We start from the raw sequence: 15,395 nt of genomic DNA on the forward strand, positions 1-15,395 counted from the left end.
CGGCGTGCGGGCCGGGGCTGTCACTCGTCACGGCACAGCGGTGTTCAGGCGGCGGCCCTGCCCATGGTTTCTTCCACGGCGGCCAGCAGGATATCCGCAATAACGTCCAGTTCGGCCCGGGTGAGGCGCACCGGCAGGCGCACGTCGCAGGCCTTCATCAGCATGCTGCGGGTCTGCGGCAGCTCGGGCTGATCGCGCAGGAACTGCCAGTTCCAGAAGGCGCGGGCATTGTCGGTCGAGAGACCGAAAACCTGCACCTTGACGCCTTTGGCTTCGGCGGCAATGGCAAAGGAGCGGGTCTGCTCCTCGCTGAGGCCGGCCAGGTTGAACTGGATCGAATCCGGCGCGCGGCTTTCCGGCGCCAGCGGTTCCGGTACCTGAAAGAAGGGCGAGGCGTTCAGCCGCTCTGCCACATAGTTGTGGTTGGCAAGGCCCAGGCGCACCCGGCGTTCCAGCTCCGGCAGCTGCGGGCGGATCACGGCGGCGGACAGGTTGCTCATCCGCAGGTTATAAAGCGGCAGCTGGTTCTGCCATTTGGCAAAGGCCTGCTGCAGATCAGGGGTGTTTTCGCCGTGCGGGCCTTTGTGCTTTTTCCAGTTGTGCTCGTAAGCGCCGGACATGATGGCGGCGCGGGCGACCAGATCGGCATCGTCGGTGATCAGGATGCCGCCTTCGCCGGCATTGACCATCTTGTAGGACTGGAAGGAGAAGCAGCCCGCCTTGCCGATGGTGCCGATGTTGCGGCCGTTCCAAGTGGTTCCAAGCGAATGGGCGGCGTCTTCGACCACCGGGAGGCCGCGGGCATCGCAGAGCGCCATGATGGCGTCCATGTCGGAGGTGTGGCCGCGCATGTGGCTGATGATCACCGCCTGCACACTGTCCAGCTTGGCCTCAAAGTCGCTCATGTCGATGCGGTAGTTGTCGCCGACTTCACAGAGCACCGGCACGCAGTCGGCATGCACCACCGAAGACGGCACCGCGGCAAAGGTGAAGGCGGGGATCAGCACCCGGGCGTCGCGGGGCAGGCCAAGCGCCTTCAGCGACAGGAACAGCGCTGCCGAGCAGGAGGACACTGCCAGCGCGTATTTGCTGCCCAGAAGTTCGGCGTATTCCTGCTCCAGCAGCGTGACCGGAGCGTCTTCCGCAGCGGTATAGCGGAACAGGTCGCCGGATTGCATCAGGGCGTCGATGGCGTCGCGGGCGGCTGCGGGAATGGGTTCAGCGTCATGAACGTTGGGCGGCAGAGCCATATTTCAAAATCCTGAATTGTTGCTTCAGGAAATGTAAAACTATGGCAGGGCTATGCCAAGAGGCGACGCGGCGGAAATTGCCGCCGCGCGCGAAATTTCACTGAACTGTTGCGGAGTTCGCGCGGATTCCGGCCGGGATCAGATCCCCAGCCGGTCGCGCAGGGCAAACCAGGTCATTGCCAGTGCCAGAAGCGGCGAGCGCATCCGCGGGCCGCCGGGGAATCGCGGTGCGGGAACGCGGGCTATGGTGTCGAAGCCTTCGGCCTGTCCCTGTATGGCTTGTGCCATCAGCTGGCCTGCATGGGTGGCGGTGCCGACGCCGTGGCCGGAGTAACCGGAGGCTGTCAGGATGTTCGGCGCCAAGCGGGCCAGGTAGGGCATCCGCTTCATGGTGATTGCCAGGGTTCCGCCCCATGCGTAATCGATCTTCACGTCCTTCAGATGCGGGAAGATCCCGGCCATGGGCTTGCGCACGGTGGCAGAGATATCCGCCGGGAACCGGTAGCCGTAGCTCTCGCCGCCGCCAAACAGCAGCCGCTTGTCGTGGCTGAGGCGGAAATAGTTGACCACGAACTTGGTATCCGCCACCGCGACGTCGCGGGCCAGCACCCGGGCGGCCTCATCGCCGAGCGGCTCGGTTGCGGCCACGAAGTTGTTGATCGGCATGACCCGCGCCGCCACCTGGCCGTTGAGCCCGCCCAGATAGCCGTTGCAGGCAAGGATCAAATGATCGGCAGTGACACTGCCGCCTGCGGTTCGGATGCGTACCTTGGCGCCTTCCTGGATATCCAGAACTTCGCTGCCTTCATGAATGCGGGCGCCGGCAGCCGAGGCGGCACGGGCGAGGCTGAAGGCAAAATTCAGGGGATGCAGATGCGCGGCTCCATGGTCCAGGATGCCGCCCTTGTAAGCGGGCGAGGGGCACATGGCCCAGCAGGCGTCCTTGTCCAGGAATTCGATGCCGCTGTAGCCGTAGCGGTCCTGCAGGTGGCGGCCGTATTCATGCAGCTCCGTGGCTTCTTTCTCCGAGAACGCGGTCCAGGCAACGCCGGGTTTCAGGTGGCAATCTTCCCCGTGCTTGGCGATCAGCGATTTCACCAGGTCCTTGGAGTCCTCGCCCAGCTGCCAGAGCTTCTGCGCCTCGGGTTCCCCCATCAGCGCTTCCAGCCCTTCCTGGTCCATCCGCTGGCCGCTGCCCAGCTGGCCGCCATTGCGCCCCGAGGCGCCAAAGCCCACCCGCTGCGCTTCCAGCAGCACCACATCCATCCCGGCCTCGGCCAGATGCAGCGCCGCCGACAGCCCGGTATAGCCGCCGCCGACAATGCAGACGTCAGCCTTTACCTCGCCGGCCAGCGCCGGAAACGGCTGCATCGGGATGGCCGTCGCCGCATACCAGCTGTTTGGATATTCGCCTTTGCGATCATTGGAATAGAGTAGATTCATCCCCATTCCGCACCTCACCTGTTGGCGGGAGGCCTATTAGAGCGTCCCGCTGTTCTTCTTTGTCCAAATACTCAATTGCGCTGCCGCCGGCTGAGGGCGGCAGCGCAAATGGATTACACGTTCATCAACAGATGCTCGCGCTCCCAGGGTGAGATCACCTGCAGGAACTCCTCGTATTCCGCGCGTTTCACGATGGAGTAGACGCGGGCGAATTCCGGCCCCAGCACTTCGTGCAGCTCGGTGGCCTCGTCAAACAGATCCAGCGCCTGGCCCATCACTTGCGGGATATCGCCTTCGCCTTCGTAAGCGTCGCCCTTGAACTGTTTGCGCGGGCGTTCTTCCTTGATCAGGCCGAGGTAGCCGCAGGCAAGCGACAGCGCGATGCCCAGATAGGGGTTGCAGTCCATGCCGGCGATGCGGTTTTCCACCCGCCGCGCTTCCGGTCCCGACAGCGGGATGCGGATGCCCGTGGTGCGGTTGTCGCGCGCCCATTCCAGATTGATGGGTGCTGCGTGGTCCTTCACGTAGCGGCGGTAGGAGTTCACATAAGGCGCCATCACCGCAAGCCCTGCCGGCAGATGGTTCTGCAGCCCGGCAATGAAGTGGTAGAAGGCATCTGTCTCGCCGCCCTGGGGGCCGGAGAAGATGTTCTCACCCGTCTCGATGTCCAGGATCGAGTGGTGGATGTGCATGGCCGATCCCGGCTCATTCTCGATCGGCTTGGCCATGAAGGTGGCAAAGCAATCGTGACGCAGCGCCGCCTCCCGGATCAGGCGCTTGAAGTAAAACACCTCATCCGCCAGCTTGACCGGGTTGCCGTGGCGGAGGTTGATCTCCAGCTGGCCGGCGCCGCCTTCCTGGGTGATGCCGTCGATCTCGAACCCCTGCGCTTCGGCAAAGTCGTAGATGTCGTCGATGACCGGGCCGAACTCGTCCACCGCGGTCATCGAATAAGCCTGGCGCGCCGCAGCCGGGCGCCCCGAACGGCCCATCATCGGCTCGATTTCCTTGGCCGGGTCAATGTTGCGGGCGACCAGGAAAAACTCCATTTCCGGTGCCACAACCGGCTTCCAGCCCTTGTCGTGGTAGAGCTGCACCACGCGCTTGAGCACGTTGCGCGGAGAGAAGGGGATCGGCCTGTCATCCCGGTCATAGGCGTCATGGATCACCTGCAGGGTCCAGTCGCCGGTCCAGGGCGCTGCCGTGGCCGTTGACATGTCCGGCTTCAGCGTCATGTCCTTTTCGATCCAGCCGTCATCATCCGCGGCATCGGCCCAGTCCCCGGTGATGGTCTGGTAAAAGATGCTGTCGGGCAGATGAAAGTAATCGGTTTTCGCGAATTTCGATGCCGGTACCGCCTTGCCACGGGCGATACCGGGAAGGTCCGAGATAACGCATTCGACTTCGTCGAGACGACGCCCCTCCAGATAGGCTTGTGCTGCTTCGGGAAGGGTGTCGAGCCAGGCTGACATTAGGTCCTCTCTTTCCTGTAAAACTCTGCGAGGAAGGTTGCAATTTCAGGGTTGTCCACGGGGGCGTCCAGCTCGGAGGCTGCACGGTCCAGCAGGTTGTCCGGCACCACGCCGCGGCCGCGTTTCTCGATCAGGCCGCCGACAAAGGCGCTGGGAAACTCAGGATGCGGCTGCCAGGAAATGATATGGTCGCCATAGGCCAGGATGCCGTTCTCACAGAAGGCGTTGCCGCCCAGCACCCGGGCGCCATCGGGCAGTTCCACCACCTGGTCCTGATGCCAGGCATTCAGGGTCAGGTCCTTGCCGTCCACCTGATAGGTGACCCGGCCGACGGCCCAGCCGCCTTCGTATTTTTCGACCTTGCCGCCAAGCGCCTGAGCGATGATCTGATGGCCAAAGCAGATGCCTGCCAGCGGCTGTTTCCTGGCGTTGATCTCGCGGATCAGCGCTTCCAGCGGCGGAATCCAGGCGTGGTCCTCATAGGCGCCGTGCTTGGAGCCGGTGATCAGCCAGGCGTCGGCGTCACCGGCGCTGTCCGGAAACACGCCGTCCACCACCGCCCAGGTCTGGAATTCAAAGCCGTTGCCATCCAGCATGTCGCGGAACATGCCGTCGTAATCGCCGAAGGGGCCGAACAGGTCTTCGGGGGAGTGGCCGGTTTGCAGGATGCCGATTTTCATGAGTCACCAGATTTGATCAAATTGAGCCTAGCTGAGGGGGCTGAAGCAGGCAAGAGCCCGGTTGCGCCGCTTGTTCAACGGGGCTCTATACCGCCTCGAGCCAGGACAGCCAATGGCTCTCCCTGGGGCGGTCTGCGAACTGTTGCAGCTCCTGGCGCTTGGTCATCACCAGGTTGCGGATCGCGTCCTTGGGCAGGATGCGGGCAATCAGCGGGTCGGTTTCAAACCAGGTGATGGCCGTTTCCCAGTCAGCGGCCAGCTGCGGCAGGCCTTCGATTTCATAGATGTTGCCGTCCGAGGGGGCGGGGGCCTCCATCTGCTCCTCGATGCCCAGCAGGGCTGCGCCCAGAACAGTGGCCAGCATCAGATAGGGGTTGATGTCGCCGCCGGCGGTGCGGTGTTCGATGCGGCGGGCCTTGGGGCTGCCGCCGGGAATGCGGATGGCGGCGGTGCGGTTTTCATAGGCCCAGGCGGCGCCGGTGGGGGCATGGGCGCCGGGCACCAGCCGCTCATAGGAGTTGCCGTGCGGGGCAAAGATCAGGGTGCTGGCTGGCATCGCCGCGAGGCAGCCGGCCACTGCCTGGCGCAGGAGGTCAGAACCCTGCTCGGTGCCATCGTCAAAGACGTTGCGGCCGTCCTGGTCCACAATGGAGAAATGCACATGCATGCCGTTACCGGCTTCTTCGGCATAAGGCTTGGCCATAAAGGTTGCGGCAAAGCCGTGTTTGCGCGCCATGCCTTTGACCAAAGCCTTGAACAGCCACGCATCATCGGCAGCGCGCAGGGCAGTCTGATGGTTCAGGTTGATCTCGAACTGGCCCATGCCGGCCTCGCAGATCGCCGATTGGGCGGGGATGCCCATCGCCTCGGCACCGTCGTAGAGGTCGGTGAAGAAGGCATCAAAAGCGTCCAGTTCGCTGATCGACAGTACCGATTGCTGGTCGAGCGGGCGGCCGGTCTGCGGGTTGACGGCCGGACGGGGGGTGTCGCCGCTGTCGTCGATCAGGCAGAACTCCATTTCGGTTGCGGCCAGCACCGACCAGCCGCGCGCCTTGTAGCGCTCCAGCACATGCGACAGCACCTGGCGCGGGTCGCCCATGAAGGGGGAGCCGTCTTCCCAGTACATCATCATCGGCACCAGGGCAGAGGGGTTTGCCAGCCAGGGCATCGGCACCGCGCCGCGGTCGGCGGGCAGCATGATGCCATCGGCGTCGCCGGTCTCGAACACCAACGGGCTGTTGTCGATGTCCTGGCCCCAAAGGTCCACGTTCAAGGTGGAGATCGGCATCCGCGCGGCGCCGCTGTCCAGCTTGTCGGCCATATCGGCAGGCAGGCGCTTGCCGCGCATCTGGCCGTTCATGTCACAGGCGGCAATGCGGATGGTCTTGAGTGCGGACAGGTCCATAGGGGGCTCCATGAATTCGTTGCGCCAACCCTAGCGCAAGGAATTCCATTCGCCAAGATAATTTGATCAAAAGTTTTGAGCGGCGTCGTTTTGCAGGAGTTTTCCTTGGAAAAACTGCGGCCTGGTTCCCGGCGGAGCGACCGGAGCCTGTTGCATTAGAGTGTGTTTGTTTCCCCTTGGCGGTGAGCGGCTGCCCGGGTGGGCGCGGTACGCGCCCGCCGTTTTGCCAGAGGCAAACCTTCGGTTTGACGGGCGGGCAGGCGCGTGGCTGCCGCTAGCGCGGCAGCCGGTGAATTCGATTGAGCGCGACAGGCCCTAGGCAGGGGCAGAATGGCCTGCTTGACGCGAAAAATGAAATGGCTCTCGGAGGAGCCATTCTTCAGCGGATCAGGTTGAGCTTCAGCTTGGTCTTGCTGCGCCGCTCTTGCGGCAGGTGCTTGTTCAAGCGCCGGTTCACGAAGCCGAAGATCGAGATGATCAAGAGCGTCAGCAGGATGAAGTAGAAGGCCAGGATCGGGTAGGGGACAAAGGGGTTGAAGGTCTTGTCCGCAAAATAGCTGGCGTAATAAAGCGCGTCGCCCTTTTGCCGCCAGGCTGGGAAGCCCGAGAAGAACACCAGTGTGGTGGCGTGGAACAGGAAGATGGCCTCGTTGGTGTAGGCGGGCCAGGCCAGCCGCATCATGGTCGGGAAGGTGATGCGGCGGAAGCGGGTCCAGCCGGTCATGCCATAGGCGTCTGCGGCCTCGATATCGCCCTTGGGGATGGACAGAAGCGCGCCGTAGAAGATCTCGCCCGAGTAGGCGGCGGTGTTGAAGAACAGCACGATCAGCGCACCCAGCCAGGCTGAGGTGAAGGGGTCGAAAAAGTTGGAGACGCCTTTTAGGCTGAGAAAGCAGGCGTAGGCAAAGAAGAACTGGATGAACAGCGGGCTGCCGCGGAACACGAAGATGAACCACTCCGCAGGTTTGCGCCACATCGGGTTGGCGTTGGACTTGCCGACGGCCAGAGCAACCGCCAGGAAAAAGCCAGTGAGCAGGGCCAAAACACCGAAGTAGACGTTCCAGATCATGCCGGAGCCGATCAGGGTGAAGTGCTCGCAGAGGGTGTACTCGCCTTTGGGCAGCAGGCGCTCGCCAAAGCCCAGGGAGCGGAAGGCATAGGCCTGGATGGTTTCAACGCAACTCATGCCGCTGCCTTTCTTTGTGCTTCGCCGCCTGCGGTGGCCTGGCCTTTGGTCAGGCGCTTCATGATGCGGTCCAGGGCGACCTCGGACACTTTGGTGAAGCAGAGGTAGAAGACCAGCAGCGCTGCAAAATACCAGACGTGCCAGTTCGGGTGCGGGTAGTCGGTGAACCGTGCGGTCTTGGTGCCGCCCAGTTCGCGCGCCCAATAAACGATGTCCTCGACCCCGAGCAGGAACAAGAGCGGTGTGGCCTTGATCAGCACCATCCAGAGGTTTGACAGGCCGGGCAGCGCATAGACCCACATCTGCGGCACCAGGATGCGCCAGAAGGCCTGGCGGGAGGTCATGCCATAGGCCTCGGCGGTTTCGATCTGGGCGCGTGGCACCGCACGCATAGCGCCGTAAAGCACGTTGGCCGCAAAGGCGCCGAAGACGATGGAAAAGGTCAGCACGGCCAGGAAAAAGCCGTAGGTTTCATGCACCCATTGCGGCGCGGTGGAGAGCGGCAGCTTGGCCGCGTCGCAGACCACAAAGTCGATGCCCTGGCGGATCGGCTGATCCCAGTCCGGGCATTTCACCTTGTGGCGCATCCACTCAAACGCCTGGTCGAGCGCGATGACAAAGAACAGGAAGAAAGCAATGTCCGGAACGCCGCGCACGATGCTGGTGTAGCCCATGCCGAACCAGCGCAGCGGCAGGAATTTGGAGCGGGCGGCGCTGGCGGCGCCAAAGCCGAACAACAGCGCGACCGGCGCGGTGATGGCCAGCAGCACCAGCACCACAAAGACCGAGATGTAGAGGTTCATATGCTTGCCTGTGGTCAGGTAGCAGCTGAGCCAGCTCAGCCCCTCAAGCGTGGATGGGTCCGTGCAATAGGAAAACATGTATGAGCCTGTCTTTCTCGGGTCACGCCCGGCCGGGGTACGGCCGGAAGAGAATGAATGAGGCCCGCGTGCTACGGCGCGCGGGCCTGCAGATCCTGTTTGAGGATCAGATTACCACTGGGAAGCCACTTCCCACTTGGCGATCAGGGTGTTCAGCGTGCCGTCGTCTTTCATCGACTGGATCGCCGCGTCGAACTTGCCGCGCAGTTCCGCGTCGGATTCACGGAAGCCCATGCCGACGCCGCCGCCGATGGATTCGGTGCGCTCAAGCTTGACCAGGCCGTCGCCGACCATGGTGTCGATGAAGCTGTTGTCGGCCAGAACCGCATCCGCTTCGCCGCTGCGCACGGCGGCAACGGTTTCTTCCGGAGTGGCGAATTCAACCAGGGTCCAGCCCTGCTCGGCGATGAAGGCGGCCTGAATGGTGGTCGCCTGGGCCGCGATCACGCCGCCAGCCAGATCCACATCGGCGGACTGGGCCAGGTACGCGGACGGATCCGGCGGGGTGTAGGCCTGGGTGAAGTCGATGACTTCGTCACGCTCGTCGGTGATCGACATGCCGGCGATGATGGTGTCGTAGTTGCCGGACACCAGGTTCGGAATGATCGAATCCCAGTCGTTCTTGACCCATTCGCAGGTCAGTTCGGCGCGCTTGCACAGCTCGTCGCCCAGCTCGCGCTCGAAGCCGTCGATCTCGCCGGCGTCGTTCACGAAGTTCCACGGCGCATAGGCGCCTTCGGTGCCCAGGCGTACGGTGTCCGCCAGGCCCATGCCTGCGGTCAGCGCCAGGGCGGCGGTGCCGAGAATCAGAGATTTCATATATTTACTCCCGTTCTGATTGGTTATTGGATTTGTTTATTATCGGTCAGTGCGCGTGGCGGGTCGAGGACAGGAAGGCCCGCAGCCGTTCCGAGCGGGTGCCGCCAAAGACTTCGTCCGGGGTGCCTTCTTCCTCGATCAGCCCCTGATGCAGGAACACCACGTGGCTGGAAACATCTGCCGCCATCTTCATATCGTGGGTCACGATCAGCATGGTGCGGCCTTCGGCGGCGAGGTCCTTGATCACCTTGATGACCTCTTGCTCCAGCTCGGGGTCGAGCGCAGAGGTGGGCTCGTCGAACAGCAGTGCTTCGGGCTCCATGCACAGGCCGCGGGCAATCGCCGCGCGCTGCTGCTGGCCGCCAGAGAGCTGCGCCGGGTAGACATCGCATTTGTCGCCGATGCCGACCTGGGCCAGGTAGTGGCGGGCTTTTTCCTCAACCTCTGCCTTGTCGCGGCCCAGCACGGTGACCGGGGCCTCCATCACGTTCTGCAGGATGGTCATATGGGCCCACAGGTTGAACTGCTGAAACACCATCGAGAGATTAGTGCGGATGCGCAGGACCTGCTTGGCGTCGGCGGGGCGGCGGCTGAGGCCCTGGCCGGCCCAGGTGATCGGTTCGCCCTTGAACAGGATTTCGCCTTGCTGGCTGTCCTCTAAAAGGTTGCAGCAGCGCAGGAGGGTGGACTTGCCCGATCCTGAAGACCCGATCAGCGAGACCACATCGCCCTTGTGGGCAGTGATGTCGACGCCTTTGATCACTTCCAGCTCGCCATAGGATTTATGCAGGCCGCGGATTTGCAGAACGGGCGATGTGTCGGTCAAGGTGTCTTTGTCCCTGTGAGTGGAAATTCGTTCTTATTGGACCGAAAAAAAGACCGAATGCAACGTTCAAACCGCACAAACCGGCAGGGCAGGCGCCAAAATGGCAGGGCAGGCCGTCATTTTGGAGGGGAGCGTTACGTCAGCTCGGCGGCGCGGATGCGCTGCTCGGTCAGCACCGGGCCGGGAGGAGTCGGCACGGCCAGGTAGTCAGCGGGGGGTATCTGCACCAGGCCTTTCAGGTGCAGCAGGCTGCGGGTTTCTTCATCCAGCCCGCGGATGGCGGATTCTATCGCCGTGAACAATGCCTGCACGTCAGTTCCGAGGGAGGTGATGTAAGGCAGAGTCGGAGTCGGCTCAGTGCGCTCGATTTCCGCCAGCCCGCTGGCGAATTCGTCGTATTCCTTGATCAATTCCCAAGTCAGCGCATCCAGTGCGGCAAAATCGGCGCGCCCTTCGGCAACCGCTTCGGCCGACAGCTTGTGGCCGCCGGTTTCGACCAATGCACCGGGCAGAATATTGCGGTCGTGCAGATGCACCATCGGCGCGGCCCAGCCGGACTGCGACAGGGCCTCGTTATAGGCCAAGCGGCGGCCTGCAAAACTGCTCAGCGGCTTGCCGGCATCCTCGCTGCGGGCAATGAAGACGCTGTTGTAATAGCCGGGCGGGCATCCGGGCAGGCCGTAGTCAGGGGTGCCGACCAGCTCCACCTCGCCGTACAGCCGGGTGCGGTAGGGGCAGCCGCAGGTCTGCGACAGCACCAGATCGGGAGACTTCCATACCTCCCAGAAGTCAGCATCGCGGGTGAGCGCCTCGGGCCCGCCGCCCAGGTGTTCGCGGACCGAAGCCCAGAACCGGTCATTTGCAGCGGCCGTCTCCGGCCGGTCGTACATTCCTAGGTGAGCAATCATAAAGCAGCCTCTGCCCGTTTGCGCGCCTGAGCGCTGTCGATATCCGAAACGCCCAGCAGGCTGGCAGACAGCCGCAGGAGCGCATCCTCGTTTGCATCACGGTGCCCGTCGGCAAGCGCCACTTGCCACAGCGCCTCGATCACACCGGTGCGGTCCTCATAAGCCACCGCATCCTTGATTGCGCGGGTGAAGCGCACAGTGTCCGGCGCCTCAGCCTCCATCGCCTCGGCCTGTTCCCGCAGGATCAGGGCGCCGCCGGTATCCAGCCCGTAGCGGGCGCCAAGGATGCGGTCGATACGGTCCTTTTCCACCTCGGAGTAATTATTGTCCGAGCGGGCGATGCGCACCAGCAGCGCCGTCAGCGCCATCCGCGCGCCTTCGTCATCCAGCGGCGCCGGGGCGGGTTCCAGAAGCTTGTGGAGCAGTTCCTTGAACATCAGCTGCCCTCCTGCACGTCAGCCGCATTTCCGGTGAACTTCTCAGTGGCGCGGGCGCGGGCCTTCTGACTGTCGGCATAAGACAGGCCCATCGCCTTGCGGGCATCCTCGACAATGGTGATCTCGCCCGGGTGCTCGTTGCCGTCGGCCAGCACCACCTCCCACAGCGCGTCCAGCGCGGCGAGGCGTTCTTCAAGGCCCGTGGTCTCGCGGATCAGCCGCCCGAAGGTATCGGTTTCGGGGGCTGCCATGTGCAGCTTCTCGCAGGTGGCGCGCACCTTGGCGGCTTCGATCGCATTATGCTGATAGAGCCGCGCCAGGATCCGGTCGATCAGGCTGATCTCCTCCAGCTGATAGTCCCGGTCCGACTGCGCCACCCGCACCAGGAGCGCCCCCAGTGCCAGTTCGGCGTCCGGATCCGGCAGCGCCGGCGGTTCGGAGGGACGGAAAGCTTGAAAGAACTTCTTGAGCAGTGACATTAGCGGACCCCGGGCAGCAAAGCAGGCGGCATCAGCCGCCGTAGCCTTCGATGATTTCCATATCACCTGCGGACACCGGATCGCGCAAGGCCTTGGCGTCCTGGTAGGCCACTGAATCATAGCAGGCTTTTGCGGTTTCGAAATCCTTGAATTCGATCACCACGGTGCGGGAGCGCATCTGCCCCTCGCGCACTTCCTTGCGGCCGCCGCGCACCAGAAAGCGGGCGCCGTATTCGGCAAAAGGCGCGGCATTGGCGGCGATATAGTCCTTGTACCGCTCGGTATCCTCCACATCGATGTGGGCAACCCAGTATCCCTTGGGCATGGCGTTTGTGTCCCTGCATTTTATGGTTGTGGGCAGGCTGATACAAAACCGCGTCAAAGACAATGGGGCGGTTGTTAAGAATTTCCCCGTTCCGTGCGGAATTTGCGGCAGTTTCAAAGCGCTGCGCCAAAAACGCAAAACGCCCGCCGGAGAGGCGGGCGTTTCTGTTCAGCGGAAGGCGGGATCAGCCGATCTCGGCCAGGCGCGCCAGCGCCTCCTTGACCTTGGCTTCCTCTTCTTCGCGCGCGGCGAGGTTCGCCTTGGCTTCCGCAACCACGTCTTCCGGCGCGGAGGCCGCGAATTTCGGGTTGTTGAGCCGCCCGCGCAGGCCGCCCAGTTCCTTGGCCAGCTTGCCCAGGGTTTTCTCCAGGCGGGCCTTTTCGGCATCGACGTCGATCACATCCGCCAGCGGCAGGCCGAAGGAGGCGCCGGGCGCCGCCACGGAGGCGCAGCCCTTGGGGAAGCTGTCCACCTGTTCCAGCGAGGTGATGCGGGCCAGTTTCTGGATCATCGCCTCGTTCTTCTCCCAGGCCGACCGCGCCTGGTCCGAGAACTCCGTCACCACCATCGGGATCTTGGCGCCCGCCGGCACATGCATCTGCGCCCGGGTGGAGCGGATGTTCTCGATCGCGGTGATCACCCAGTTCATCTCGGCGTCTGCGTCGGCATTGACCAGTTCGGCGCCATAGGCCGGCCAGTCCTCATGCACCAGCATGTTTTCGCGCTTGGCGGTGTTGCCCCACAGCTCCTCGGTGATGAAGGGCATGATCGGATGCAGCAGGATCATGCACTGATCCAGCACCCAGCCCAGCGTCTGGCGGGTCTCGGCGATCACCGCCTCATCGTCCGAGTTGAACAGCGGTTTGCTGAGTTCGATATACCAGTCGCAGACCTTGCCCCAGACAAAGGCATAAAGCGCATTGGCCGCGTCGTTGAAACGGTAGGCCTCCAATGCGGCGTCCACTTCCACCCGCACCTTGGCGGTCTCGCCAATGATCCACTGGTTGACGGCCGCTTTGGCATCGGGGCAGGCAAAGGCCGGGAAGGTGTCGTCATAGACTTTGTTGAAATGGGCAAAGTTCACCGCATTCCACAGTTTGGTGCCAAAGTTCCGGTAGCCCTTGAGGCGCTCCATATCCAGTTTCAGCACGCCGCCAAGAGCTGCCATCGCCGCCGAGGAGAAGCGCAGCGCGTCGGCGCCGAATTCCTCGATGATCTCCAGCGGATCCACCACGTTGCCGGTGGATTTCGACATCTTCTTGCCCTTGGCGTCGCGCACCAGGCCATGCAGGTAGACAGTGTCAAAGGGGATCTGATCAACGACGGCCAGCTGCATCATCATCATCCGGGCCACCCAGAAGAACAGAATGTCCTGACCGGTGACCAGGGTCGAGGTCGGGAAGTACTTCTGCATTTCCGCGGTGTCTTCCGGCCAGCCCAGGGTGCCGATGGGCCAGAGGCCGGAGGAGAACCAGGTGTCCAGCACGTCAGGGTCGCGCCAGATCGGTACTCCACCGTTGGCTTCAAACTCCTGCTTAAGTTCGGATGCCACTGTGTAACCGGAGTGGAAGAACTCGTAGGAAACACCCTGTTCGTTCAGATATGCCGCAACTTGTTTCTGAGCTTCTTCTTCAGAGGCTGCACAGAAATGAACCGGGCTGCTGAAGTCCAATTCCGCGTCAGCAATGGAGGAAGACCCTTCAGCTTTGGTAATCGACGGCAAATACCAAACCGGGATCTGGTGGCCCCACCACAGTTGGCGCGAGATGCACCAGGGTTCGATGTTTTCCAGCCAGTGGTAATAGGTCTTCTCACCGCTTTCCGGCAGGATCTTCACATCGCCATTGCGCACCGCATCCAGCGCGGGGCCGACAACTTTTTCCGCATCCACAAACCACTGGTCGGTCAGCATCGGCTCGATCACCACCTTGGAACGGTCGCCAAAGGGCTGCATGATCGGCTTGTTCTCGACATACGGCACCGTCTCGGTGACTTGCGTTTCCTCGCCGTCCTCGCCCTTGATGGTCTTGGTCTCGCTGACCATCACCGCCAGGCCTTCGCTGGTGATCTGCTCGACCACCAGTTTGCGGGCCTCGAACCGGTCCAGACCGCGCAGGTTCTCCGGCACCAGGTTGACGGCGTCGGCTTCGTTCTCACTCAGGGTCTTTTCGCCTTTGGCCACAGCCATGGCGAGGGTGGCAGCGGCCTCGTAGCTGTCGCCGTCAGCCCGCATCTGGCCACGCATGTCCATCAGGCGGTACATCGGAATGCCGCCGCGCTTGGCCACCTGATAGTCGTTGAAGTCATGCGCGCCGGTGATCTTCACGGCACCGGAGCCGAAATCCTTGTCCGGGTATTCATCGGTGATGATCGGGATCAGGCGGCGGTGCTCCTTGGGGCCGACCGGGATTTCACACAGCTTGCCGACGATGGGCGCGTAACGCTCATCCGAGGGGTGCACAGCCACCGCGCCGTCGCCCAGCATGGTCTCAGGCCTTGTGGTGGCGATGGAGATATAGTCGCGCTCCTCCTCGAGGATGACGTTGCCGTCCTCGTCCTTCTCCACGTAAGTGTAGGTGGCGCCGCCTGCGAGCGGGTATTTGAAGTGCCACATGTGGCCTGCGACTTCGATGTTCTCCACCTCAAGGTCGGAAATCGCGGTCTCGAAATGCGGGTCCCAATTCACCAGCCGCTTGCCGCGATAGATCAGCCCCTTGTTGTACATCTCCACAAAGACCTTGATCACGGCGTCGTGGAAATTGGGGGAGTTCTCATGGCCGGTGCGGGTGTCGCCCTGCGCGCCTGCCATGGTAAAGGCGGTGCGGGAGAAGTCGCAGGAGGCGCCGAGGCGTTTCAGCTGTTCCACAATGGTGCCGCCGGATTTCTCTTTCCACTCCCAGACCTTCTCGAGGAACTTCTCGCGGCCCAGTTCCCGGCGCGAGGGCTGCTGGGTCTTGGCCAGCTCGCGCTCGACAACCATCTGGGTGGCGATGCCCGCATGGTCGGTGCCCGGCTGCCAGAGGGTGTCGAACCCCTGCATGCGTTTCCAGCGGATCAGGATGTCCTGCAGGGTGTTGTTGAAGGCATGGCCCATGTGCAGCACGCCGGTGACGTTCGGCGGCGGGATCATGATGCAATAGGTCGAGGCCTCGGGCTTGGCATTTGCGCCCGCTTTGAAGCAGCCGGCTTCTTCCCAGGCCTTGTACAGGCGGCTTTCGGCTTCGCCTGCGTTGAACGTCTTTTCCATCGCCATCGCTCGTGATCCCTCATGCAGTTGGGCGATC

14 protein-coding genes are annotated in these 15,395 nt (G+C 62.8%); all 14 read right to left on the minus strand.

Features of this window, described 5'->3' with window-relative positions; translation table 11 throughout:
• Window positions 1–44: 44 nt before the first annotated feature.
• The 14 genes from RA20_RS03500 to RA20_RS03565 all read right to left on the minus strand — a co-directional run bounded on the left by RA20_RS03500 (window position 45) and on the right by RA20_RS03565 (window position 15,364).
• Complete coding sequence (locus RA20_RS03500; RefSeq protein ID WP_039124685.1) at window positions 45–1,250, minus strand: DegT/DnrJ/EryC1/StrS family aminotransferase; 1,206 nt, start codon at window positions 1,248–1,250, stop codon at window positions 45–47.
• Window positions 1,251–1,388: 138 nt separating this feature from the next.
• The gene (locus RA20_RS03505) at window positions 1,389–2,699 is read right to left on the minus strand and encodes an NAD(P)/FAD-dependent oxidoreductase (RefSeq protein ID WP_193748762.1); all 1,311 of its coding nucleotides are present in this window, start codon (window positions 2,697–2,699) and stop codon (window positions 1,389–1,391) included.
• Window positions 2,700–2,806: 107 nt separating this feature from the next.
• On the minus strand, window positions 2,807–4,165 hold the full coding sequence (locus RA20_RS03510; protein WP_039124686.1) for a glutamine synthetase family protein: 1,359 nt from the start codon (window positions 4,163–4,165) through the stop codon (window positions 2,807–2,809).
• A complete protein-coding gene (locus RA20_RS03515; protein ID WP_039124687.1) occupies window positions 4,165–4,845 on the minus strand; it encodes a type 1 glutamine amidotransferase in 681 nt (226 codons plus the stop codon). The genes RA20_RS03510 and RA20_RS03515 overlap by 1 nt, the downstream gene beginning before the upstream one ends.
• A gap of 85 nt (window positions 4,846–4,930) precedes the next feature.
• Window positions 4,931–6,250, minus strand: a complete 1,320-nt coding sequence (locus RA20_RS03520) for a glutamine synthetase family protein (protein WP_039124689.1) — start codon at window positions 6,248–6,250, stop codon at window positions 4,931–4,933.
• A 379-nt stretch (window positions 6,251–6,629) separates the two neighbouring features.
• On the minus strand, window positions 6,630–7,436 hold the full coding sequence (locus tag RA20_RS03525; RefSeq protein WP_039124690.1) for an ABC transporter permease: 807 nt from the start codon (window positions 7,434–7,436) through the stop codon (window positions 6,630–6,632).
• On the minus strand, window positions 7,433–8,317 hold the full coding sequence (locus RA20_RS03530; RefSeq protein ID WP_039124691.1) for an ABC transporter permease: 885 nt from the start codon (window positions 8,315–8,317) through the stop codon (window positions 7,433–7,435). Before RA20_RS03530 ends, RA20_RS03525 begins: the two co-directional genes overlap by 4 nt.
• 111 nt (window positions 8,318–8,428) lie before the next feature.
• Entirely contained in the window at window positions 8,429–9,136 is a 708-nt protein-coding gene (locus RA20_RS03535; protein WP_039124692.1) for a transporter substrate-binding domain-containing protein, read from the minus strand.
• A 46-nt stretch (window positions 9,137–9,182) separates the two neighbouring features.
• Window positions 9,183–9,962, minus strand: coding sequence for an ABC transporter ATP-binding protein (locus RA20_RS03540; RefSeq protein ID WP_039124693.1), 780 nt, complete (start codon window positions 9,960–9,962; stop codon window positions 9,183–9,185).
• Between the two features lie 134 nt (window positions 9,963–10,096).
• Window positions 10,097–10,870, minus strand: a complete 774-nt coding sequence (locus tag RA20_RS03545; RefSeq protein WP_039124694.1) for a phosphate/phosphite/phosphonate ABC transporter substrate-binding protein — start codon at window positions 10,868–10,870, stop codon at window positions 10,097–10,099.
• Window positions 10,867–11,307: a tellurite resistance TerB family protein gene (locus RA20_RS03550; RefSeq protein WP_039124695.1), complete on the minus strand. Its 441-nt coding sequence runs from the start codon at window positions 11,305–11,307 to the stop codon at window positions 10,867–10,869. Before RA20_RS03550 ends, RA20_RS03545 begins: the two co-directional genes overlap by 4 nt.
• A complete protein-coding gene (locus RA20_RS03555) occupies window positions 11,307–11,780 on the minus strand; it encodes a tellurite resistance TerB family protein (protein ID WP_039124738.1) in 474 nt (157 codons plus the stop codon). Before RA20_RS03555 ends, RA20_RS03550 begins: the two co-directional genes overlap by 1 nt.
• Before the next feature lie 37 nt (window positions 11,781–11,817).
• Entirely contained in the window at window positions 11,818–12,111 is a 294-nt protein-coding gene (locus tag RA20_RS03560) for a DUF1330 domain-containing protein (protein ID WP_039124696.1), read from the minus strand.
• A 184-nt stretch (window positions 12,112–12,295) separates the two neighbouring features.
• Window positions 12,296–15,364 (minus strand): valine--tRNA ligase, encoded by a 3,069-nt coding sequence (locus RA20_RS03565; RefSeq protein ID WP_039124697.1) that lies wholly within the window; start codon window positions 15,362–15,364, stop codon window positions 12,296–12,298.
• Window positions 15,365–15,395: the final 31 nt, after the last annotated feature.

Origin of the sequence: Leisingera sp. ANG-Vp, from assembly GCF_000813725.1 — a bacterium.
Taxonomy (GTDB): Bacteria; Pseudomonadota; Alphaproteobacteria; order Rhodobacterales; family Rhodobacteraceae; genus Leisingera.